Consider the following 24,011-nt stretch of genomic DNA (forward strand, 5'->3'; position numbering starts at 1 on the left):
ATAATTCTATCAAAAAGCACAGGTTCATTCTTGTGCTTTTTTTATGAGGTCAAACTTTGTTAACTGACTTTTTTAGAATAAATTTGCACTTTCAAAACAACAACACACCCGAGGCGAACCAAACTCTTTGGAACGTAGCGGAATAAAACAACTACATACAATGATTCATTTCTTCGGAAACCAAACGAACACTGTTTTTGCAGTTCAGACGCAAAACGAATTATCGACTGAAGACATCAACAAATTAAACTGGCTTTTTGGCAACGCACATAAAATAGAAAAATCCGCACTGTCGGATTTTTTTGTTGGACCCCGTGCCGCTATGGTGACGCCTTGGAGCACCAATGCCGTTGAAATAACCCAGAACATGGGTATTTCAGGAATTATCCGAATCGAGGAATTTGAAAAAACAACTTCCGATTTTACCGCTTTCGATCCGATGATTTCCCAAAAATATGCCGAATTAAACCAGGATATTTTCACCATCAACATTCAGCCGGAAGCCATTCTGGACATTGAGGATATAGATGCTTATAACAAATCGGAAGGATTGGCTTTAAGCGACGAAGAAGTAGAATACCTTAATAATTTAGCAGTCAAAATCGGAAGAAAACTAACGGATTCAGAGGTTTTTGCTTTCTCTCAAGCTAATTCGGAACACTGCCGCCACAAAATCTTCAACGGAACTTTCATAGTGGATGGTGAAGAAAAACCGACTTCCCTATTCAAATTAATCAAGAAAACATCGGAAACCAATCCTAATGATATTGTTTCCGCTTATAAAGATAACGTTGCTTTTGTAAAAGGACCGAAAGTGACGCAATTCGCACCAAAAAGTGCCGACAAACCGGATTTCTACGAAGAAAAAGAATTCGATTCGGTACTTTCCTTAAAAGCTGAAACACATAACTTCCCTACAACAGTAGAACCGTTCAACGGAGCTGCTACAGGTTCGGGAGGAGAAATCCGTGACCGTTTAGCTGGCGGACAAGGTTCATTGCCTTTAGCCGGAACAGCGGTTTACATGACTTCTTATTCAAGATTGGAAGAAAACCGTCCTTGGGAAGAAGCCATGAACGCAAGACCGTGGTTATACCAAACCCCAATGGACATCCTAATCAAAGCATCCAACGGAGCTTCAGATTTCGGTAATAAATTTGGGCAGCCGCTAATTACAGGTTCCATTTTAACGTTCGAACACGAGGAAGCTTCGAGTGCCTCAGCTTCCAAAAGTAGAAAATTGGGTTATGATAAAGTAATCATGCAAGCGGGCGGAATCGGGTACGGAAAATTAGATCAGGCTATTAAAAAGAAACCACAGGAAGGCGATAAAATCGTAATTCTTGGTGGCGAAAATTATAGAATCGGAATGGGTGGTGCTGCGGTTTCATCTGCAGATACTGGTGCTTTCGGTTCAGGAATCGAATTAAATGCCATTCAACGTTCCAATCCGGAAATGCAAAAACGTGCTGCCAACGCAATTCGTGGTTTGGTGGAAAGCGACAATAACCCGATTGTGTCTATTCACGATCATGGAGCCGGCGGTCACTTGAACTGTCTTTCGGAATTAGTGGAAGATACAGGAGGTTTAATCGATTTGGATAAATTACCCGTTGGTGACCCTACGCTATCCGCAAAAGAAATCATCGGAAACGAATCTCAGGAACGAATGGGATTGGTGATCGGTGAAAAAGATATTGATATCCTTCAGAAAATTGCCGACCGTGAGCGTTCACCAATGTATCAGGTGGGTGATGTAACTGCAGATCATCGTTTTACGTTTGAATCCAAAACAACCGGCGCAAAACCGATGGACTATGCGTTGGAAGATTTCTTCGGAAGTTCGCCAAAAACCATCATGACTGATAAAACGGTTGCGGCAAATTACTCGGATTTACACTATTCAACAGAAAATATTCCAACGTATTTAAACCAATTGCTTCAATTAGAAGCGGTTGCTTGTAAAGACTGGTTAACCAACAAAGTTGACCGTTGTGTAGGAGGACGCGTTGCAAAACAACAATGTGCCGGCCCATTACAATTGCCTTTGAACAACGTTGGAGTTATGGCGTTGGATTTCAAAGGAAAAGAAGGAATCGCTACCTCAATTGGTCACTCGCCTATTGCTGCTTTAGTAGATCCGGTTGCGGGTTCCAGAACCGCGATTGCAGAAGCGTTATCCAACATCGTTTGGGCTCCGTTGAAAGACAATTTAAAATCGGTTTCGCTTTCGGCCAACTGGATGTGGGCTTGTAAAAACGAAGGCGAAGATGCAAGATTATACGAAGCGGTTAAAGGCTGTTCGGATTTCGCTATCGAATTGGGCATCAACATTCCAACCGGAAAAGATTCGCTTTCCATGAAACAGAAATATCCGAACGATGAAGTGATTGCACCGGGAACGGTTATCATTTCGGCAGCCGGAAACTGTTCGAACATTACTAAAGTGGTGGAACCTGTTTTGAAAAGAAACGGCGGAAACATCTACTATATTAACTTATCTCAGGATACCTTCAAATTAGGAGGTTCTTCTTTCGCACAGGTTTTGAATAAAATCGGAAATGAAGTGCCAACGATTAAAAATGCAGAGTATTTCAAAAAAGCCTTCAACGTTTTACAGGATTTAATCAAAGAACGTAAAATTCAGGCCGGACACGATATCGGAAGCGGTGGTTTAATCACAACGTTATTGGAAATGTGTTTTGCCGACGTAAAATTAGGTGCTTCATTTGATTTGACTTCGTTAGGTGAAAAAGACACGGTTAAAGCGTTGTTCAACGAAAATATCGGGGTGGTTTTCCAGGCGAATGCCGAAGTGGAAGCTGTTTTCGCTCAGAATAATATCGAAATTTTCAACATCGGTTCTGCTGTGGAAGGCGATGTGGTAACGTTCATCAACAATGAGGATGCTTTTACTTTAAGTGTTTCAAAATTAAGAGACACTTGGTACAAAACGTCTTTCCTTTTAGATTCCAAACAATCGAAAAATGGAATGGCAGCTGCCCGTTACGAAAACTATAAAAATCAACCGTTAACCTATACTTTCCCATCGCATTTTGACGGAACCCTTCGACAAGCTCAGGGAACAATTGCTCCAATTGGTTCAAGACCGAAAGCCGCCATCATCCGTGAAAAAGGAAGTAATTCCGAGCGCGAAATGGCCAACGCAATGTACTTGGCAGGTTTTGACGTAAAAGACGTTCACATGACGGATTTGATTTCCGGTCGCGAAACCTTGGAAGACATCCAATTTATCGGAGCCGTTGGTGGATTCTCGAATTCTGACGTTTTAGGTTCTGCGAAAGGTTGGGCCGGAGCGTTTTTATACAACGAAAAAGCGAATACGGCTTTAAAAAACTTCTTTAAAAGAGAAGATACTTTATCGGTCGGCATCTGTAACGGTTGTCAGTTGTTCATGGAATTGGAACTAATCAATCCGGAGCATGAAGTTCACGGAAAAATGTTACACAACAACTCGCATAAACACGAAAGCATCTTTACTTCGGTAACTGTGCAGAAAAATAATTCGGTTATGCTTTCTTCTTTAGAAGGTACTACTTTAGGGGTTTGGGTTTCGCATGGTGAAGGTAAATTCAACTTGCCTTATTCGGAAGATCAATACAACATCGTTGGAAAATACGGTTACGAAGGGTATCCGGCGAATCCGAACGGTTCGGTCTTCAATACTGCGATGATGTGTGACAAAACCGGTCGCCATTTGGTAACGATGCCACACATTGAACGTTCCACTTTCCCTTGGAACTGGGCGTATTATCCGGATAACGGACAAAAAGACGAAGTAACGCCTTGGCATGAAGCTTTTGTGAACGCCCGTAAATGGATTGAAACAAAAAACAAATAAGATTTTTAATAAATTCTGAAAAAAAGCACACTAAGATTAGTGTGCTTTTTTGTATTATTGTGCGAAATTATTTCGTAATAATGGAACAACACAACTGTTTAAACTGCGACACTCAACTTTCAGGGAAATTTTGCTCAAACTGCGGGCAAAAATCAGATACACACCGTATTACTTTCAAACATTTCATAATGCATGACGTTTTACACGGTATCTGGCATTTTGAAAAAGGAATGCTTTTTACAGCAAAAGAAGCTCTATTACGACCGGGAAAAGCTGCGTTGGATTATATTAGCGGAAAACGAATTCCTTACTACAATGTTTTTTATTTTATCTTACTGTTACTGGGTTTGAATTTTTTCCTAAATCATTATTATGACCAACTTGTGGCGGATTTCAATTCCGTTTCAAATGGGGAACATCATGTTAAGAACAGTCTTGAAACGTTTTTAACCGAGAACGCAAAGAGCATAATTCTTTTGTTTGTTCCTTTTTTTGCGCTCAACAGTTATTTGCTTTTCAGAAGACGAAAATTTAATTTAAGTGAACATTTTATAATTGCGGGCATAACTTTTTTAGGGATTTTAATTTTTGTGACCTTTTTCAATTTAGTCAGCTTTTTAAGTTTTGTAAAATATCTTGACAGCATTAGTTCTCTAATCGACTATTTAACACCATTCATCATAATTTTACACACCATTCGCAGTTATTACACAGCATTTTCCGAGAAGTATTCCAAAATTAAATTCAGCATCCGAATGTTTCTATTTCTGTTTTTGCTGATATTCGAATTTATTATGGTGTTAATGCTTATTTTCGGTTATGTAACCGATTGGAAATTTGGAAACTTCAGTTATCATGCCTAAACGTTTACGCTGACATAACTACACACAATAATACTCTATTGTTTTATAAAGCTCGTCAACATCTACCGGTTTACTGAGTACTTTTTTTATTTTGGCAGCCACGAAAAGTTCTTTGTTCACATCTTCCGAAATAGCCGTTAAAGCTACAATAGGAATATCCGGTTTGAATTTGGATATGTATTCTGACGCTTCAAAACCGTCCATTATTGGCATCATGATATCCATTAAAATCAACGAATAATCATTATCACTTACCATATTACAGGCTTCTAAACCATTATTTGCCACATCACAGGTATATCCTTTATTGGTTAAAATCTTTTTGGTGATGAGCTGATTAATTTTGTTATCCTCAGCTAAAAGGATTCTAACTTTTGAAGGATCAAGTATCTCTTTTGTCTTTAATGGTTCCGCAACTTCGTGATGTTCGGCATAATTTTCAAAATCCAAAGAAAAAGAAATCCGGGTTCCTTTGTTGGGTTCGGAATCTATGGTGATGGTTTTATCAAATAAGGCTAATGTTTTTTTAACCAACGTAAGTCCCAAACCGCTACCGCCATATTCGTAATTGATTTTATCGGAACCCTGAAAAAACAAATCATAAATCTTATCTTTAATTTCAGAGGCTATTCCGATACCGTTGTCTTTGATTACGAATAGAATTTCGGTTTTATTTTCGGTTTCGGATATTTTACTGGCTTCCACAATAACTTTTCCGTTTTTTGAAAATTTAAAAGCGTTGTCAATCAAACTAAACAAAACCTGATACAATTTAGCTTCATCAAATATTAGTTTTTCCGGGATTGTATCATCAAAAACCAATATTTCTGAATTATTATTGTCTCTGTTTTTTTTCACCAAAGCCAGCAATTTCGAAAGCATTTCTTTCAGTGAAAAAATATCTTTTTTAGGAATATAATCGTTATCAAAACTGTCCAAAACAGTAATTTCAATAATGTTTCCTGATAAATTATAAAGGTTTTGTACCGACGACTGAAGCTGCTCAATATTTTTTTCATAATTGGTTTGGTCTTCTTTCATTAAGTGCAGCAAACCATTTAAAGTATAAATCGGCGTTCGCAGTTCGTGAGAAATGGTATCCAATAATTTCTTTTTAACCGTTAAAGCGGCTTCCAGTTCGGCATTCGCTTTATGAAGCAAGTTGTTTTTTTCATTCAGCAGATTATTGGTAGACGTTTTAAATTTAGCATTCCGATACTGAAAGTAAAGCAGAATCAATAAACTTACGATCGTAATCAAACAAAGCACAAGCAAATAATTTTTGTACTTTACATTCTCGTTTTTAAGCTGATTTTCCTTTATAACCGATTGAAATTGAATATTCTTAACTTCCAGTTCCCTTTTTTGGTTTAAGGATTTATTGAGTTTTGAAACCCTGTAAATCAATCGCTCTTTAAAATATTCATTGGCGATTTTTAAATTGATGGCCGCTTCCTTATACTTTTTTTGTTTTTCATATAAATCGCCTAAAATCAGGTAATAGCGCGATTTCAATAGAAAATCGTCGTCATGATGTATAAAAACATCCGACTGCTTAACGCGATTTAAATACGCAAAGGCTTTGTCAAACTGATTCAGATTATAATAACTTTCGGCAATAAACAAATCGATCTCCGGCTGATCCGGATCGCCTCCGGTTTCTTCATTTATCTTTAGAAATTTAAGTGAATTGAGTAGTGTATTGTTCCAGTCTTCTTTTTTTAAATACAAAAGCGTAAGGTTATAATACAAATCCACCTGCTTTTCCTTCGGAGCATATTGAGTTAAATATTTTTCAGATAAAAGAGTGTATTTTTCATCAAGATCTTCTTTACCCATCGCATTATAGAAAACTGCCAAATGCTCATAATATTCTCCCCGAATGCAATTGTTGTTGTGTTTTTCTAAAACTTTTCCAACTTTATCCAATGTTTTTTGGCTCGAATTGTAATCGTATTGCGTTAAATAGAAATATGAAATCTCCAGATACAAATAGAGCAACTGATCGTAATTTTTCTCGGAAATGAGTTTTTTCTCTAATTTGTTAAGGATTTGATTACCCTTTTCATACAAATCATAATCCTTTTGGGTTAACAGTTTTTTTGCATTTTCGAACTCTTTTAAAACGACTGTATCGATGGCTGTTTGTTGTGAAATCGCTGAAAACTGTATTACGAGAAAAAAAACAAGACACCAAAAAAAACATAACGAAGATTTAAGACCTTTGTTTGCATAGAAAATACCCCTTAAGCTTTCGGTGCTTTTCACGATTTAAATAATTAGCTGTATTCAATTTACAACAATAATCACTTTTAATCAAATATTTCGGACGAACACAAACATATTCGGTTAAATTCCAATATCTTAAACACAAATCTCTAATCTTTTTTAAAATACTGAGTTTAGGTCTTCAATTTGAAATAAGCACAAAAAAACCCATTTCTGATGTCAAAAATGGGTCTGATTTATTAATCTATTTTAATTGCGTTTTACTTAATTTCTTTTTCAGCCGCTTTCTCTTTTCGTGTTTCGTAGTTGTGAAGATAATCTCCTTTTGGTTTTCCCAAATCGAAAGAACTCCATTTGGTTAGAAAACGTGTACTGGTTCTGGCTTTATCCCTATCCATATTCTCATATTCAATTCGGTACAAAGCAGAATACATTTCAGCACGACCAACTCCGTGATAACAGTGAATCAAAACCGGATAATTGTCCTTATTGTCCATAATTTTGAAAAATGTATCCAAATTATGTTGCTGTGGCACCTGATCGGAACCGTTATTAAAATAAGTAACGCCCGGAATTTTGGCAACCGCTTCTTTTTCGGCCGTTAATTCTGCTGGAATTTCCGGATTATTTACATCATCACCTGTCCCGGGGAAACGCAAATCCACGATACTTTTTATGTGGTATTTCTTCACGTAATCTTCAATTTCATCCGGCGGAATCACACCACTTTTATAGACTTTCCCTTCGGTAATGGTTTCGAAGTTATGATTAATGTTCATATCATAAACATACTTTCCTACACCAATCATTACTACTAAAAGTACAAGTAATCCTATTTTCTTTTTCATATCAAATAATAAAATGTGTGTTTTTCAATATTTTTTATCTGTGTTCCATTTAGAAATCAAGATGATTTCATTATCTAATTTTTATAATATAATTTCTGATCGATAATTCTTTCGAAGTAATCCTGAATAAATGCTTTACAGGCTTCCCCATTTTCCAGCATTTCTTTATTGGGTTTTGCTATCAAATTATGTTCCAGAGCTTTGTCTTTAATATCATAATAGCCTACAACTTGTTTTCCGTCAAAAGTACAGATATAATTGCCGCGCTGAAACTGGTAGACATTCCCGTTAAAATTAATTGTATACGGTTTTACCTTTTTATCACCAATTAAACTTCGGCCCCAACTTCTGAAAGGTTTATCGTAACCCACCATATCCAAAATGGTCGGATAAATATCAATCTGCTGTGCCAATTCTTTGTTTTCTCCTTTCAGACTTCCATCCGGTTTATAAATAAGAATTGGTGTGGCGGTTCTGTTGACTACTTTTTCATATTCATCATAATAGGTCTGATTTCCGTGATCGGCAGTAATAATGAAAATCGTATTCTTAAACCAAGGTTGTTTTTTTGCCGATTCAAAAAATTTCTTAAACGAAAAATCGGTATAGCCCACACACTGGTGCATCGGAACATTCCCTTTCGGAAACTTCCCTTGATATTTTTCCGGAACAATATAAGGTTCGTGAGACGAAACCGTAAATACCGTACTGAAAAATGGCTGCTGCTTTTTATCCAGTGTTTGTTTCATGAATTGCAGAAAAGGTTCATCCCAAATTCCCCAAACACCATCAAATTCGGCATCGTTATTAAATTCTGTCTTTCCATAATAATGGTCAAAACCTAAAATATTACCAAATCCGAGAAAGCCCATCGAGCCGTTTGGCGCCCCATGAAAAAAGGAAGTATCATAACCCATTTCTTTCAGACAAGAAACAAGAGACTGAATTTTCTGTTTCGGAAAAGGCGATGATGTAAAAGCATCCCTAAACGACGGAACTCCGGCAATGATAGACGACATTCCGTGAATAGACTTACTGCCGTTTGCAAATCCGTTCGTGTAAATCATACTGTGTTGGGCCAAGGAATCTAAAAACGGTGTATACCCTTCGTAATTGGGAATATTAGTTTCCTTATTAAAGGAACCCCAGTATTCTTTTCCGAAACTTTCCGTGATAATCAAGACCACATTCGGCGTCGATTTTGGGTTATTTTTATACTGTTTAATCGGCTGAAAATTAGCTTCAACAACACTTTCATCCACCAGATTTATTTTCTTGAAACTGGTTGTTCCAATGGTTCTGATGATTGCAAAAGGAGTATTTAATACAATATCGGCATGTTGTGCTTTGGTTACGTATCGGTTGGCATCAATAAGATTGATAGGGCGTGTGCTCTTTTTAAAATCGCCACGGATTCCTCCAATAGTAAGCGTAGCAATAACCAATAAACCGATTATGGAAAAAGGAAAATATTTTAATTTGCTGTGGTTAACCGGTTCGTGAATGACTCTGACTTTTTTGTATAAGTAAATCCAAAGCGCTGCCATAAGAAAAAACAACAAATATACGTGCCAGTAACTGATCAGAAAACGCAGCATCATACCGCCCTTGTCTTTTTCATGCTCCAGAGAATCCCAAACGGCAATAGTAGTTCGCGCGTAAATAAACTTATAATATATAAGGTCAATAAAGTTTGTTGCGTAAGCAATTAGGTTCGTGATAAAATAAAGATAAAACAAAAACTTCTGATAGCCGTGTTTGGTATTTATCCATAAAGGCAACACCGAAAAAAGAATAAACAAACCATTTACATACAGTATTGCAGTAGTATCGAAGGTTAATCCGTGATAAGCCAGTCTGAAAAATTCGCTTACAGAATCCACTTTAAGCAGATTATAATTGTAAATAAAAAATAAAAGCCTGGCTATAAAATAAAACAAATACACCAGCAACAACCTGTAAAACAAGGCTTTATATTCTTTTATACGAAAGAAGTTCTTCATGTTAAAATAATGAAAATCAATTTTTTAGTGCTCAAAAATACAAAATATGACAGTTAAAACACATTCGTTGGGAAAACATTAATAAAGAATTAAGCTTGATATATTTAAATTCAAAAAAGACAGATTATACATTCTTTAAAAAAATAGTATGCTTTCATAGTATTTTTAACCAAAAAGGAGTTTTATGGAAATTTTTATTTCATTATAACTCAAAATAATGGGCTAAATAAAGGGGCTGTTAACTAATTTTTAAAAAAAAAGCAATATTTCTGTAAATTACAAAGTAATAATTATCAGTACATTATGAATTATATTTTAAAAAAAAGCATTAAAAACCACCTAACACCATTCTATTCTTCTTTTTTTTTGCAATAAAATTTAATTTTTCATAATTTGCAAAGAATAAATTTTGAAAAAATGAACCAAATTACACGTCTTTTTGATTTTCCTTATTATCAGCTGGAAACCTATAATTTATCCGACGCTCTGGTTACCAAACAAAATGGAGAGTGGGTTAAAACATCCACTAAGGAATATCTTGACAAAGCAAATACACTTTCACGCGGTTTGCTTCGGATGGGAGTTCAAAAAAATGATAAAATTGCTGTCATTTCTTCCAACAACAGAACCGAATGGAATATTACCGATATTGGTGCATTACAAACCGGTGCGCAAACCGTGCCCATTTACCCCACCATTTCTGCAGAAGATTATGAATATATCTTAAACCATTCTGAATCTAAATATTGCTTTATTTCTGATAGTGAAGTATTTGACAAAATAAACAGTATCAGACACAACGTTCCCTCGTTACTTGAAATTTACTCCTACAATGACATTCCAGGATGTAAAAGCTGGAAAGAAGTACTGAGTTTAGGAGAAGACAATACCAACCAGGATGTTGTGGAAGACCGTAAAAACAGTATCGTTACTACCGATTTAGCAACTATTATCTATACTTCCGGAACTACCGGAAGACCTAAAGGTGTAATGCTGAGTCATCAGAATATCGTTTCCGATGTATTAATGAGTGCACCTCGCGTACCTTTAAGAGCAGGCGACACCAGAGGATTGAGTTTCCTTCCGGTTTGTCATATTTTCGAACGCATGATTTTGTATTTGTACCAATATTATGGTATCTCCATTTATTTTGCGGAAAGTATCGAAAAAATGAGCGACAACTTGAAAGAAGTCAAACCTCATGTAATGACCGCTGTACCACGTCTTTTAGAAAAAGTTTATGACAAAATTTATGCTAAAGGAACTGATTTAACCGGAATTAAAAAGAAACTTTTCTTTTGGGCCATCGACTTAGGATTGGCTTACGAACCTTACGGAGCCAACGGCTGGTGGTATGAATTTCAGTTAAAAATTGCCCGCAAACTAATTTTCTCTAAATGGCAGGAAGGTCTTGGCGGACAATTGGAATTAATGGTTTCCGGAAGTGCCGCTTTACAACCGAGATTAACAAGAGTTTTTGCTGCTGCAGGAATTCCAATTATGGAAGGTTACGGTTTAACGGAAACTTCTCCCGTAATTTCTGTAAACGAAGTTAAAAACAAAGGATTTAAAATAGGAACTGTCGGCCGTGTTTTAGATGGCGTTGAAGTAAAAATAGCTGATGACGGTGAAATTCTCTGCAAAGGTCCCAACGTAATGATGGGATATTACAAAGACGATTTACAAACAGGCGATGCACTAAAAGACGGTTATTTCCATACCGGAGATATTGGCGAAATTGACGCTAACGGTTTCTTAAAAATCACCGATCGTAAAAAAGAAATGTTCAAAACTTCCGGCGGAAAATATGTTGCTCCTCAGGTTTTGGAAAACACCTTTAAACAATCCCGATTTATCGAGCAAATTATGGTGATTGGTGATGGCGAAAAAATGCCGGCAGCTTTTATTCAACCAAATTTCGATTTTGTAAAAGAATGGGCAAAACTAAAAAGCATTCAAATTGGCACCACCAATGAAGAAATAGCAGCAAACCCAGCTGTGATACAACGTATAGAAGAAGAGGTAAATGAGTTAAACAAAAAATTCGGAAACTGGGAACAGGTAAAACGAATAGAATTAACTCCGGATATCTGGTCAATCGAAGCCGGACATTTGACTCCTACCATGAAACTTAAAAGAAAAATCATAAAAGAAAAATATCAATATCTTTATGATAAAATCTATAATAATGCCTAAAAATCAACGAACTCCTCTCATTTGAGGAGTTTTTTTTTTAATTAACATAAAAATAATACATTTTTATTATGCATGCATAGTATTTTTTTTGTATATTTGAACTTCTGAAAAATTATGAAAGACAAAACTATTGATTACGTTTTAAGAGCAACATGGCAAGCGGTTTCCAGAATGTATAACGAAGAAGCCACTAAATATGGTGCCACAATGGCTACGGGATTTGCCTTATTAAGTATTGACAGAGAAAACGGAACCCCTTCTACCGCATTGGGACCAAGAATGGGAATGGAAGCTACAAGTCTTACCAGAACATTAAAATCCATGGAGGAAAAAGGGTTAATTATCCGAAAGAAAAACCCGGTAGACGGAAGAGGTGTTTTGATACACCTTACCAAATTAGGGAAAGAAAAAAGAGAGTTATCAAAATCGACGGTTTTAAAATTCAATGAAACCGTAAGGCAACATGTAACCGACGAACAATTAAATAATTTCATGGAAGTAGCCGAAATTATTAACGAACTGATTGCAGATAAAAGCATATACAGCGATACTGAAAATAACGATTAACATACCAAACAAACAATATAAAATGAAACGACTAATCAAAAAAGTTGCAGTAGTAGGATCCGGAATTATGGGATCCGGAATTGCCTGTCACTTTGCCAATATCGGTCTGGAAGTATTGCTTCTCGATATTGTTCCGAGAGAATTAACCGAAGCCGAGCAAAAGAAAGGACTGACTTTGGAAAATAAAGCGGTACGTAACAGATTGGTAAACGACCATTTAGCGAATGCTTTAAAATCGAAACCCTCTCCTATTTATGATCAAAAATTCGCAAGCCGAATCACAACCGGAAATACAACCGACGATTTGGCAAAAATCAAAGACTGCGATTGGATTATCGAGGTGGTTGTTGAACGATTAGACATCAAAAAAGCTGTTTTCGAACAGATTGAAAAATACAGAAAACCGGGAACATTAATTACATCAAATACTTCCGGTATTCCCATCAAATTCATGAGCGAAGGCAGAAGTGAAGATTTCCAGAAACATTTCTGCGGAACACATTTCTTTAACCCGGCGCGTTACTTAAAATTATTCGAAATCATTCCAGGTCCGCAAACTTCAACCGAAGTATTGGATTTCTTAAATGAATACGGCGAAAAATTCTTAGGCAAAACTTCGGTTGTTGCTAAAGATACTCCGGCGTTTATCGGAAACCGCATCGGAATCTTCGGAATTCAGAGTTTATTCCACCTTGTAAAAGAGATGGGTTTAACCATTGAAGAAGTCGATAAATTAACCGGTCCGGTTATCGGAAGACCAAAATCGGCAACTTTCAGAACGGTTGACGTAGTTGGTTTAGACACTTTGGTTCACGTAGCCAACGGAATCTACGAAAACTGCCCGACTGACGAAGCACACGACTTGTTCAAACTTCCGGATTTCATAACCAAAATGATGGAAAACAACTGGTTGGGAAGCAAAACCGGTCAAGGCTTCTACAAAAAAGTTGACAAAGACATTCTATCCTTAGATTTAGATACTCTAGAATACCGAGCGGCTAAAAAAGCGTCATTCGCAACTCTAGAAATGACCAAAACAATCGACAAACCTATCGATCGTTTCAAAGTTTTGGTAAAAGGAACCGACAAAGCCGGAGAATTCTACCGAAAAAGTTTCTCAGCGATGTTCGCTTACGTATCCAACCGAGTTCCTGAAATCACAGATGATTTCTACAAAATTGATGATGCCATGAAAGCCGGTTTCGGTTGGGAAAATGGCCCGTTCGAAATTTGGGATGCCATTGGTGTGGAAAAAGGAATCGAATTAATGAAAGCGGAAGGCCTTGCTCCCGCTGCTTGGGTTACTGAAATGATTGCTTCAGGTAACACTTCATTTTACACTGTAAAAGAAGGAACTACACATTATTACAATATTACTTCTAAGTCTCAAGTTAAAGTTCCGGGACAAGATGCGTTTATCATCTTAAACAATATCCGCGAAACAAAAAAAGTGTGGAGCAATAGCGAAGCGATCGTTCAGGATTTGGGAGACGGAATCTTAAACTTAGAATTCCAATCGAAAATGAACTCTATTGGTGGCGGTGTCATTCAGGGCATCAACAAAGCCATCGAATTAGCTGAAAAAGACTACCGCGGATTAGTAATCGGAAATCAGGCTGCGAATTTCTCCGTTGGAGCCAACTTAGCCATGATTTTTATGATGGCAGTTGAACAAGAATACGACGAATTGAACATGGCTATCAAAATGTTCCAAGACACGATGATGCGCGTTCGTTACTCGGGAATTCCGGTAATTGCTGCTCCTCACGGAATGACGCTAGGTGGTGGTTGTGAATTAACCATGCACTCTGACAGAGCAGTTGTTACTGCAGAAACCTATATTGGTTTAGTGGAATTCGGAGTTGGTGTCATCCCTGGCGGTGGTGGTTCCAAAGAAATGGCGCTTCGTGCTTCGGATACGTTCCGTAAAAACGATGTGGAACTGAACGTTTTACAAGAGTATTTCTTAGCTGTAGGTATGGCAAAAGTAGCGACTTCAGCTTACGAAGGTTTCGACATCGGTGTACTTCAAAAAGGAAAAGACATTGTGGTGGTAAACAAAGACCGTCAGATTGCCGAAGCGAAGAAACACGCGATTTTAATGGCGGAAGCAGGTTATACACAACCCGTTAAACGCAAAGACATCAAAGTTTTAGGAAAACAGGCATTGGGTATGTTCTTGGTTGGAACTGATCAGATGGTTGCCGGACAATACATTTCGGAACACGATCAGAAAATTGCCAACAAATTAGCCTATGTAATGGCTGGTGGTGATTTATCTGAACCAACTTTAGTAAGCGAACAATACTTATTGGATTTGGAAAGAGAAGCCTTCCTATCGCTTTGTACTGAAAGAAAAACTTTGGAGCGAATCCAGTTCATGTTAACGAAAGGAAAACCTTTAAGAAACTAAGAAAAAATGAAAACAGCATATATAGTTAAAGCATACAGAACCGCAGTGGGTAAAGCCCCAAAAGGTGTGTTCCGTTTTAAAAGACCTGATGAATTGGCAGCCGAAACCATCGAATACATGATGAACGAATTGCCGGATTTCGACAAAACCCGAATCGATGACGTTATGGTTGGAAACGCCATGCCTGAAGCAGAACAAGGTCTAAACGTAGGGCGTCTAATCTCTTTAATGGGATTGAAAATTGATGATGTCCCGGGTGTAACCGTAAACCGTTACTGTGCTTCGGGAATTGAAACTATCGGAATGGCAACAGCGAAAATCCAATCGGGAATGGCGCATTGCATCATTGCCGGCGGAGCAGAAAGTATGAGTTATATTCCAATGGGAGGCTACAAACCTACTCCGGATTATAAAGCAGCAGCAGCCGGTCACGAAGATTATTACTGGGGAATGGGATTAACTGCTGAAGCGGTTGCCAAACAATTCAACGTTTCCCGTGAAGATCAGGATGAGTTTGCTTATAACTCGCACATGAAAGCCTTAAAAGCTCAAGCGGAAGGTAAATTCGACAAACAAATCGTTCCTATTACCGTTGAGCAAGTTTATATCGATGAAAACGGTAAAAAAGCAACAAAATCGTATATGGTAACTAAAGACGAAGGACCGAGAGCAGATACCAACGTAGCAGCACTTAACAAACTTCGTCCGGTTTTCGCAGCAGACGGTTCCGTAACTGCCGGAAACTCTTCTCAAATGAGTGACGGTGCAGCTTTCGTATTGGTAATGTCGGAAGAAATGGTAAAAGAATTAAACCTTGAACCAATCGCCCGTTTGGTAAACTTCGCTTCAGCTGGAGTTGAACCTAGAATTATGGGTATCGGCCCGGTAAAAGCAATTCCGAAAGCTGTAAAACAAGCCGGCTTACAATTAAAAGACATCGAGTTATTCGAATTGAATGAGGCTTTTGCATCGCAATCGTTAGCTGTAATCCGTGAATTGGGCTTAAATCCGGATATCGTAAACGTAAACGGAGGCGCAATCGCTTTAGGACACCCACTGGGTTGTACCGGAGCTAAACTTTCCGTTCAATTATTCGACGAAATGAAGCGTCGTGGTAGCAAATACGGAATGGTAACCATGTGTGTGGGAACCGGACAGGGAACTGCAGGTATTTATGAGTTGTTGTAAATATTCATTACAGCTGTCATTCCGACGAAGGAGGAATCTCATAATCATACAAAAAATAATGTGATTTTTCCTTCGTCAAAATGACAAACCAATAAAATTAACTATTCAAGACCATTACATAAAAACATAAACTATGGAAGATATCACTAGAGGAGGTCAATTCCTTGTAAAAGAAACAAAATGCGAGAACGTCTTCACACCAGAAGATTTCAACGAAGAACAAATCATGATGCGCGATTCTGTTAAAGAATTCGTAGACAAAGAATTATGGGCACACAAAGATAAATTCGAGAAAAAAGATTACGCCTATACTGAAGAATGTATGCGCAAAGCCGGAGAACTTGGTTTCTTAGGCGTAGCGGTTCCGGAAGAATACGGCGGATTAGGAATGGGTTTCGTGAACACGATGCTTACATGTGATTATATTTCGGGAGCAACGGGTTCGTTTTCAACTGCTTTTGGCGCGCACACCGGAATTGGTACCATGCCAATCACTTTGTACGGAACCGAAGAGCAAAAGAAAAAATACGTTCCAAAATTAGCTACTGGAGAATGGTTCGGTTCTTACTGTCTGACAGAGCCGGGCGCAGGTTCGGATGCGAATTCAGGAAAAACCAAAGCAGAACTTTCAGCTGACGGAAAATCATACAAAATCAACGGTCAGAAAATGTGGATTTCCAACGCAGGTTTCTGTCATTTGATGATTGTTTTCGCGAGAATCGAAGACGATAAAAACATCACCGGTTTCATCGTTGAATACGATCCGGCCAATCCAAATGGTATTACTTTAGGCGAGGAAGAACACAAATTAGGAATCCGCTCCTCTTCTACCCGTCAAGTTTTCTTCAGTGACACCATTGTCCCTATAGAAAATATGTTGGCTGGTCGTGGTGAAGGTTTTAAAATCGCGATGAATGCCTTAAACGTAGGCCGTATCAAATTAGCGGCTGCTTGTTTGGATGCACAAAGAAGAACGATTTCCGGAGCTGTAAAATATGCGAACGAAAGAATGCAGTTTAATACCCCAATCGCAAACTTTGGCGCTATCCGTTCCAAATTAGCCGAAATGGCTACTTCTGCTTATGCCGGAGAAAGTGCTTCTTACAGAGCCGGTGCCAGTATTGAAGAAAGAATCAATGCCCGTGTTGCAGAAGGAAATTCACACCAAGAAGCAGAATTGAAAGGTGTGGAAGAATTCGCAATCGAATGTTCTATCTTAAAAGTGGCGGTTTCTGAAGATATTCAAAACTGTTCCGACGAAGGAATCCAAATCTTCGGTGGAATGGGATTCTCTGAAGATACTCCGATGGAATCTGCTTGGAGAGATGCCCGAATCGCTCGTATTTACGAAGGCACGAACGAAATCAACCGTATGCTTTCCGTGGGAATGTTAATCAAAAAAGCGATGAAAGGTCACGTGGATTTATTAGGTCCTGCGATGAAAGTTGCCGAAGAATTAATGGGAATTCCGTCTTTCGACACTCCGGATTATTCTGAATTATTCGCAGAAGAAAAAGAATTAATCGGAAAACTGAAAAAAGCGTTCTTAATGGTGGCTGGTTCCGCAGTACAGAAATACGGTCCGGATTTAGAAGCACACCAACAGTTATTGATGGCGGCGGCTGATATGTTAATCGAAATCTACATGGCAGAATCTACTATCCTAAGAACTGAAAAATTAGCAAAATCAAAAGGTGCTGATAACGTAAAAGAACAAATCGCAATGGCCCAATTGTATTTATACCATGCAGTTGACATCATCAATACAAAAGGAAAAGAAGGAATCGCTTCTTTCGCTGAAGGTGATGAACAACGCATGATGTTAATGGGATTACGTCGTTTCACAAAATACACAAACATGCCTAACGTAGTAGCTTTACGTGAAACTATCGCTGCCAAATTAGTTGCAGAAAACGCTTATTGCTTTTAATCTTCGTGATTAACTGACTTGAAAATTGGTTTAGTTTGTTTAAAAGCCGCTTCTCGCATTTGCAGAGCGGTTTTTTTTATGTTTTTTAACAACTCAAGTCTTTATATTTTCTGTAAATTTGAAAGAAAAAGGAATCATGAGAAAAATCATTTTAGCTTCTTTGGGAATATTAGCTTTAACTGCTGGTTGTAAAACAAAAACCGAAGGTAAAGTCAACGAACTTAAAATTGCTTTGGAACCAAAAAGCGATACTAAAACAAAAGGAACGGTAACATTTTCAGAGAAAAACGGAACCGTAACATTCACTGCTAACATTTCGGGATTAACCCCAGGTGTTCATGCCATCCATATTCACGAAAAATCAGATTGTTCTGCTGCTGACGGATCTTCTGCCGGCGGACATTGGAATCCAACCTTTAAAAAACACGGTAAATGGGGACAAGGCGAATACCATAAAGGCGACATCGGAAACTTTACCGCTGATGCTGAAGGAAACGGAAAAATCGTTTTATCTACTGATGAATGGTGTATCGGTTGCGGCGATGAAACCAAAGATATTTTAGGAAAAGCCATCATCGTTCACAAAGGGGCTGATGATTTTACAACTCAACCTACCGGAAATGCCGGAGGACATGTGGCTTGTTCGGCGATTATCCGATAATTAAAATTTATCAGAAGATGGTTTCCAAAGAAGATCTTGAAAAAAGATATGCTGCATTATCAAACAAAGAATTATTAGATATTTTAGAAAATAAATTCAGTTATACCGAATTGGCATTGACAGTGGCTTTGGAAGAAATTTCCAGAAGAAAACTTAATGAAAACGATATAAAAGCGTATAAAAATGCTAAGGTCAAAGAGTTCAACACTTTCATTCGAAAGAACATTATTGATGATTTGTCCTTTTTTCAAAAATTATTTTTTTTCTTTATTTGGATTCCGTTTCTAAACTTTCCAATTAGAAGAAATTTCATGGATTATGGATTTGTCCTTAAACTCAAACAGGCAAGCTATTATTCATGGACAGGGTTTATTTTTTGTATAGCGATATCAATTGTTAGTTCAAATTATTTCGACTTCTCCAATATTACATTTATCATTATTTGGATGATTTGTTTTATTATCGCTTTTATTTTCGACGAAAGTTTTAACAGACGAAGTCAAATTATAAAACTTCAGCGGTATTATTCAAATCCAGAAAGTAAAGAAGAAACACAAAAAGAGGAAAACGACGAAACGCATTCCTGAAATATATAAATACTTTGAAAGAAAAAGAGCTGCTCTACTTTAAAAATGATGCCGAATGGCGGGAATGGTTGCACCAAAATCATGACTCGTCTGAAGGTGTGCATCTTGTCTTTTATAAAGTAGGCAGCGATTTTGAAAGTATGCGTTGGGAAGAAGCCGTTAAAGTAGCACTTTGCTATGGCTGGATTGATTCTACAGTTCGAAAACTGGATGAAGACCGACGCAAACAAACCTTCACACCCAGAAAAGACAAAAGCGTTTGGAGTAAAGTCAACAAAAATTACATTGAAAAACTCATTGCAGAGAATTTAATGCACGAAAGTGGTTTAAAAAAAATTGAGATCGCCAAACAAAACGGTTCCTGGACATCCTTAGATCATGTGGAAGATTTAATTGTTCCGGAAGATCTTCAAAAAGCATTCGACAGGAACAAAACCGCCTTTGAAAACTATACCAATTTTAGTTTTACCTATCGAAAAAGTTACCTCTATTGGCTCAATCACGCTAAAAGAGAAGAAACACGAAAAACGAGAATTGCCGAAATCATAAAACTCTGTGAGGCCAACATCAAATCACGCCAATAATTAATTGTGGAAAACTTAACCGTAAGTTTGTATCAAATATGTAAAAAGACATAGCTTTGCGGTATAATTCACAGCAATGATTAACCCTTCTAGCAGCGGTTGGATAGATAAATTTTTTATGGAGCAAAAACCTTTGCTCCTACCTGTTGTTGTGTATTCCTCAGTCTTTTACACTAATGTGCGAAAAACGGGATTTATCTATGGTCACACCGTTGGTTTTGATGTCGAAAAACCCATCAGTACGAAAGGGTGGACATCAGAAGAAATCACCAAAGTAGCATTACTGAACACCCTTTACGGTGTTTATGGTTTAGTTACTCATGATGGAAATCCGAAAGAGTTTATCGAACAAGTGATTAACTTTTACAAGCAAATGAACCCTGAAGGCTTTAGTTTGCTCAAAAAAATGCTGCCGGATTCCAGTGCGAGTCACAAATTGGAAGAAATGATTGACGAGCGGGTTCAGACCAATGATAATATCATCAGCAAAAACTTTTCGCATATTTTAACCAATGCATTGCTTTTTATGGATGTGTTGGCGTTTCGTCAGTATTTGCTGCACCAGGAAATTCCGAACAATTATTTAAAGAAACTCGAAGAAACCATCATCAGTATTGTATCGTTAGCGCTGAAAACAAAAGCTACGAAATCGAATTATGATGATTTGCTGATAAAACTTTTCGAATCTTCTGTTCGTTATACCAAGTTTTCAAAAGTTAATATCGAGAATTTCGAAATGTTGGAACTGGATTATTTCACTTCACCTCTGGAAAAAAACTATTTACTGGATATCGCAGGAATGGCGATGTGGAGCGATGATGTTTTGGAACAGCAGGAAAGTGATTTCTTATACCGATTGGCAGAACTTCTTGAAATTAAAACCGAATTTGCCACGGAAAGTATCGAATCTATAGACACTTTTATTAAACAGTATCAGAAAGAAATTCCATATTTCAAATATTCCAATCCGGTAAAACACTTCTACGATCAGGCTTCCCAAAATGTAGCCGTTTTGATTACACGAAATAAAAACCGATTGATTAAGGAAATTTCGCAAAGTGGTGAACTTATGAAATTACTGGCGCTTTCTACAACAAGAGATTTGGACGCAAAGGAAAAGAAGAAAGTCAAAAAACAATTGTTAGACATTTGTAAAACCGTTCCTTCATTAACAATATTCCTTTTGCCCGGTGGAGGATTATTACTTCCGATCCTGATTAAATTTATCCCGAAAATGCTACCTTCTGCTTTTAATGAGAATTTAGATATAGAATAAAAAAGTCCCGAAATTATCGGGACTTTTTTATTTAGAATTTCAATTGATATACATCGTCTAATTTTTCATTCGAATCGATATTTACATTCAAATCGGTTACATATCCTGAATTCAATCCATATACCCAACCGTGAATGGTAACCTCTTGACCTGACTTCCAAGCTGCCTGAACAATGGATGTTTTTGCCAAATCGTAAACCTGTTCTTTCACATTGATTTCAACGAATTTATTAAAACGCTCATTTTCATCAATAATAGAATCCAGATATACTCTGTGATGTCTGTAAACATCTTTAATGTGACGAATCCAGTTGTCGATAATTCCGATAGAATCGTTCCCCATTGCTGCTTTCACACCACCACAACCATAATGACCGCAAACAATAATGTGCTTGATTTTCAAAGCGTTAACCGCATAATCCAACACACTTAGCATATTCATATCACTATGAATTACCATGTTAGCGATATTTCTGTGTACAAAAACTTCTCCCGGAGCAGCTCCGATAATTTCATTTGCAGGAACACGGCTGTCGGAACAACCAATCCAAAGCAACGGTGGATTTTGGCCTTTTGATAAATCTTTGAAGAAATCTTTGTCGATTGCCAATTTGTCTTCAACCCACTTCTTATTGTTGTCTAAAATCTTTTTATAAAAATCACTCATTACCATAGTATTTACTTGTTATTTTTGAAATCATTTAACAAGTCGTTTTATCCGACGAATTTACGTTAAAATGATTAAATGTTATTATTTAATTTGATGTTAATTCTTCAATTACTTCTTTGTGTGAAGATGTTGCCTTTTTTCTGAATTCAATCAGTGCATCGTGTTCCATAAAAACATGATTGTTTTCTTTTTCCGAATTTTCCAATTCATACGCCTCTTTAAAACCGATTAAGGATACTTCAATATCTTTTTCCAAAGCATTAATTGTTTTAAATTCTTTAATCAGATCGAGAACATCATGCGCAATATAAACCGTATCAGAAGCATTGATTACTACTTTTGAATTCTCCGGAAGACTGTTTAATGTCTGTTTTATGGCAGCTTTGTTCAAAAAGGAAACTTCCTGCGCCAAATCGATATGAATGATATCGCCGTTTTCATATTCTTCTTTTCTGAAGTAATAGGCTCTTTTTAAATTTCCTCTCAAAACGAATAAAATACTGATGATCATCCCTAAAGCTACACCCTTCAACAAATCCAGAAAGACAACCGCTAAAAGTGTGGCAATAAAAGGTGCAAACTGATATTTTCCTTTTTCCCAGAAATGTTTTATGGTTGCCGGTTTGGCCAATTTATATCCTACAAGCAATAAAACAGCTGCTAAAGTTGCCAGCGGAATTTTATTTAAAACCATCGGAATGGCCAAAACACTAATTAACAACAATGCTCCGTGTACAATAGTGGACATTTTCGTTTTGGCTCCGGCGTTAACGTTTGCCGATGTTCGCACCACAACCGATGTCATGGGTAAACCGCCTAAAAGTGAACTCACTATATTTCCAATTCCTTGTGCGCGAAGCTCATTATTGGTATCGGTATATCTTTTTTGAACGTCCAATCGATCGGCTGCTTCAATACAAAGTAAACTTTCAATAGAGGCCACAATGGCAATGGTTAAGCCTACAACCCAAACCTTCGGATTCGTTATGGATGCAAAATCCGGAAAAATAAAAATATCTTTAAATTCGGCAAGAGAGGTCGGAACCGGCAAGGAAACCAAATGTTCTTTACCAATAGCCAAAGCACTTCCGGAAGCAGTAAATACTTCATTTAGAATTACGGCTACAATAACCGCAACCAAAGCGCCCGGAACCAATTTTAATTTCTTTAAAAAGGGCACTCTGTCCCATGATATCAAAATTGCCAATGAAATTAGCGTGATGATTATGGCGCCCAATTGAACATAATCCAATGCGCCGAATAAAGTCGAAAAAGTATTGCCGCCATCACCTTGCACAAAAGCTTCATCACCCTCAAAATCAGCATCATATCCTACAGCATGCGGAAGTTGTTTTAAGATGATAATTACACCGATACCCGCAAGCATTCCTTCGATAACATTGGTTGGAAAATAATTAGAAATACTTCCCGCTTTCAAAAAGCCCAATGCCAGCTGAATTAATCCTGCAAGAAAAACAGCAGTCAGAAAAATGTTGAAGGCACCAAAATCAGTAATGGCCGTTAATACAATAGCTGTTAAACCAGCAGCAGGTCCGGAAACACTTACATGAGATTTACTTAAATACCCTACTACAATCCCGCCTACAATTCCAGCAATAATCCCTGAAAAAAGCGGTGCACCCGAAGCCATCGCAATACCTAAACACAATGGTAAAGCGACCAGAAAAACAACCAAACCTGATGCAAAATCAAATTTAAGGCTGCCAAAAAGATTTGTTTTTTTTGTCATAACCCGATAAAATATAATACAATTAATACTTCAAATACAAATACGTATTTGAAAATAATCAAAATGATTACTTTAAAATGTATTACGACAATTCGGGTGGAGGGGAGAAAATTTCTTCAGAGGCATTATCGTGCTTCAGTTCATTTTCTGTATTTATTGCAGTAGCTTTTGGAGTATTAAAAACTACCGGAACCTGAAGAATACCTTCAATGTTCGCTGGAATTTCTTTTATCTCTTTATGAACTTCTTCTTCCGAAAAAGAGTAAACCACAGAAGTATCCGTATCACTTTTCAACATGCCTACAATTGTGGGCGTCGCCAAAAAAGTGATAAAAAGTAATAAAACTATGTTTACTAGAATTTTCATGTTGCGAAAGTAGAAAA

17 protein-coding genes are annotated in these 24,011 nt (G+C 37.3%); 11 read left to right on the plus strand and 6 right to left on the minus strand.

Annotated features, from left to right (window positions below; genetic code table 11):
- Positions 1-160 precede the first annotated feature (160 nt).
- A complete protein-coding gene (purL, locus tag FCR2A7T_RS12680) occupies positions 161-3,862 on the plus strand; it encodes a phosphoribosylformylglycinamidine synthase (RefSeq protein WP_023571702.1) in 3,702 nt (1,233 codons plus the stop codon).
- A 188-nt stretch (positions 3,863-4,050) separates the two neighbouring features.
- Positions 4,051-4,725: a DUF3667 domain-containing protein gene (locus tag FCR2A7T_RS14885; protein WP_023571703.1), complete on the plus strand. Its 675-nt coding sequence runs from the start codon at positions 4,051-4,053 to the stop codon at positions 4,723-4,725.
- Between the two features lie 18 nt (positions 4,726-4,743).
- On the opposite strand, the gene FCR2A7T_RS12690 is transcribed toward FCR2A7T_RS14885, so the two are convergent.
- The 3 genes from FCR2A7T_RS12690 to FCR2A7T_RS12700 all read right to left on the minus strand — a co-directional run bounded on the left by FCR2A7T_RS12690 (position 4,744) and on the right by FCR2A7T_RS12700 (position 9,805).
- Positions 4,744-6,798, minus strand: coding sequence for a response regulator (locus tag FCR2A7T_RS12690; RefSeq protein ID WP_131473120.1), 2,055 nt, complete (start codon positions 6,796-6,798; stop codon positions 4,744-4,746).
- 416 nt (positions 6,799-7,214) lie between these two features.
- Positions 7,215-7,802 carry a dual specificity protein phosphatase family protein gene (locus tag FCR2A7T_RS12695; protein WP_023571705.1) on the minus strand — a complete coding sequence of 196 codons (588 nt, stop codon included), beginning with the start codon at positions 7,800-7,802 and terminating at the stop codon, positions 7,215-7,217.
- A gap of 74 nt (positions 7,803-7,876) precedes the next feature.
- On the minus strand, positions 7,877-9,805 hold the full coding sequence (locus FCR2A7T_RS12700; protein WP_023571706.1) for an LTA synthase family protein: 1,929 nt from the start codon (positions 9,803-9,805) through the stop codon (positions 7,877-7,879).
- A 417-nt stretch (positions 9,806-10,222) separates the two neighbouring features.
- Here FCR2A7T_RS12700 and FCR2A7T_RS12705 point away from each other — a divergent pair, with 417 nt between their 5' ends.
- The 9 genes from FCR2A7T_RS12705 (at position 10,223) to FCR2A7T_RS12745 (ending at position 21,207) form a co-directional block, all read left to right on the plus strand.
- On the plus strand, positions 10,223-12,001 hold the full coding sequence (locus tag FCR2A7T_RS12705) for an AMP-dependent synthetase/ligase (RefSeq protein WP_023571707.1): 1,779 nt from the start codon (positions 10,223-10,225) through the stop codon (positions 11,999-12,001).
- Positions 12,002-12,115: 114 nt separating this feature from the next.
- Positions 12,116-12,568, plus strand: coding sequence for a MarR family winged helix-turn-helix transcriptional regulator (locus FCR2A7T_RS12710; protein ID WP_023571708.1), 453 nt, complete (start codon positions 12,116-12,118; stop codon positions 12,566-12,568).
- 22 nt (positions 12,569-12,590) lie between these two features.
- On the plus strand, positions 12,591-14,981 hold the full coding sequence (locus tag FCR2A7T_RS12715) for a 3-hydroxyacyl-CoA dehydrogenase/enoyl-CoA hydratase family protein (RefSeq protein WP_023571709.1): 2,391 nt from the start codon (positions 12,591-12,593) through the stop codon (positions 14,979-14,981).
- A gap of 6 nt (positions 14,982-14,987) precedes the next feature.
- Positions 14,988-16,169 (plus strand): acetyl-CoA C-acyltransferase, encoded by a 1,182-nt coding sequence (locus tag FCR2A7T_RS12720; protein WP_035118444.1) that lies wholly within the window; start codon positions 14,988-14,990, stop codon positions 16,167-16,169.
- 133 nt (positions 16,170-16,302) lie between these two features.
- Positions 16,303-18,099: an acyl-CoA dehydrogenase family protein gene (locus FCR2A7T_RS12725; RefSeq protein WP_023571711.1), complete on the plus strand. Its 1,797-nt coding sequence runs from the start codon at positions 16,303-16,305 to the stop codon at positions 18,097-18,099.
- A 136-nt stretch (positions 18,100-18,235) separates the two neighbouring features.
- Positions 18,236-18,760, plus strand: a complete 525-nt coding sequence (locus FCR2A7T_RS12730) for a superoxide dismutase family protein (protein WP_035118592.1) — start codon at positions 18,236-18,238, stop codon at positions 18,758-18,760.
- Between the two features lie 17 nt (positions 18,761-18,777).
- A complete protein-coding gene (locus FCR2A7T_RS12735) occupies positions 18,778-19,347 on the plus strand; it encodes a hypothetical protein (protein WP_023571713.1) in 570 nt (189 codons plus the stop codon).
- A 14-nt stretch (positions 19,348-19,361) separates the two neighbouring features.
- The gene (locus FCR2A7T_RS12740) at positions 19,362-19,931 is read left to right on the plus strand and encodes a YdeI/OmpD-associated family protein (protein ID WP_023571714.1); all 570 of its coding nucleotides are present in this window, start codon (positions 19,362-19,364) and stop codon (positions 19,929-19,931) included.
- 76 nt (positions 19,932-20,007) lie between these two features.
- A complete protein-coding gene (locus tag FCR2A7T_RS12745; RefSeq protein WP_035118448.1) occupies positions 20,008-21,207 on the plus strand; it encodes an LETM1-related biofilm-associated protein in 1,200 nt (399 codons plus the stop codon).
- A 31-nt stretch (positions 21,208-21,238) separates the two neighbouring features.
- Here the strand turns inward: FCR2A7T_RS12745 and can are convergent, their stop codons facing one another.
- The 3 genes from can to FCR2A7T_RS12760 all read right to left on the minus strand — a co-directional run bounded on the left by can (position 21,239) and on the right by FCR2A7T_RS12760 (position 23,994).
- Positions 21,239-21,874: a carbonate dehydratase gene (can, locus tag FCR2A7T_RS12750; protein ID WP_035118599.1), complete on the minus strand. Its 636-nt coding sequence runs from the start codon at positions 21,872-21,874 to the stop codon at positions 21,239-21,241.
- Between the two features lie 88 nt (positions 21,875-21,962).
- Positions 21,963-23,627 (minus strand): SulP family inorganic anion transporter, encoded by a 1,665-nt coding sequence (locus FCR2A7T_RS12755; protein ID WP_023571717.1) that lies wholly within the window; start codon positions 23,625-23,627, stop codon positions 21,963-21,965.
- Positions 23,628-23,709: 82 nt separating this feature from the next.
- Positions 23,710-23,994: a hypothetical protein gene (locus tag FCR2A7T_RS12760; RefSeq protein WP_023571718.1), complete on the minus strand. Its 285-nt coding sequence runs from the start codon at positions 23,992-23,994 to the stop codon at positions 23,710-23,712.
- Between the last annotated feature and the right edge of the window lie 17 nt (positions 23,995-24,011).

The organism is Flavobacterium cauense R2A-7, assembly GCF_000498475.1.
Taxonomy (GTDB): domain Bacteria; phylum Bacteroidota; class Bacteroidia; order Flavobacteriales; family Flavobacteriaceae; genus Flavobacterium; species Flavobacterium cauense.

Coding starts and splice junctions, on each gene's coding strand:
- purL (WP_023571702.1), top strand. CDS start 161: ATGATTCATTTCTTCGGAAACCAAACGAACACTGTTTTTGCAGTTCAG.
- FCR2A7T_RS14885 (WP_023571703.1), top strand. CDS start 4,051: ATGCATGACGTTTTACACGGTATCTGGCATTTTGAAAAAGGAATGCTT.
- FCR2A7T_RS12695 (WP_023571705.1), bottom strand. CDS start 7,802: ATGAAAAAGAAAATAGGATTACTTGTACTTTTAGTAGTAATGATTGGT.
- FCR2A7T_RS12700 (WP_023571706.1), bottom strand. CDS start 9,805: ATGAAGAACTTCTTTCGTATAAAAGAATATAAAGCCTTGTTTTACAGG.
- FCR2A7T_RS12705 (WP_023571707.1), top strand. CDS start 10,223: ATGAACCAAATTACACGTCTTTTTGATTTTCCTTATTATCAGCTGGAA.
- FCR2A7T_RS12710 (WP_023571708.1), top strand. CDS start 12,116: ATGAAAGACAAAACTATTGATTACGTTTTAAGAGCAACATGGCAAGCG.
- FCR2A7T_RS12715 (WP_023571709.1), top strand. CDS start 12,591: ATGAAACGACTAATCAAAAAAGTTGCAGTAGTAGGATCCGGAATTATG.
- FCR2A7T_RS12720 (WP_035118444.1), top strand. CDS start 14,988: ATGAAAACAGCATATATAGTTAAAGCATACAGAACCGCAGTGGGTAAA.
- FCR2A7T_RS12725 (WP_023571711.1), top strand. CDS start 16,303: ATGGAAGATATCACTAGAGGAGGTCAATTCCTTGTAAAAGAAACAAAA.
- FCR2A7T_RS12730 (WP_035118592.1), top strand. CDS start 18,236: ATGAGAAAAATCATTTTAGCTTCTTTGGGAATATTAGCTTTAACTGCT.
- FCR2A7T_RS12735 (WP_023571713.1), top strand. CDS start 18,778: ATGGTTTCCAAAGAAGATCTTGAAAAAAGATATGCTGCATTATCAAAC.
- FCR2A7T_RS12745 (WP_035118448.1), top strand. CDS start 20,008: ATGATTAACCCTTCTAGCAGCGGTTGGATAGATAAATTTTTTATGGAG.
- can (WP_035118599.1), bottom strand. CDS start 21,874: ATGAGTGATTTTTATAAAAAGATTTTAGACAACAATAAGAAGTGGGTT.
- FCR2A7T_RS12755 (WP_023571717.1), bottom strand. CDS start 23,627: ATGACAAAAAAAACAAATCTTTTTGGCAGCCTTAAATTTGATTTTGCA.
- FCR2A7T_RS12760 (WP_023571718.1), bottom strand. CDS start 23,994: ATGAAAATTCTAGTAAACATAGTTTTATTACTTTTTATCACTTTTTTG.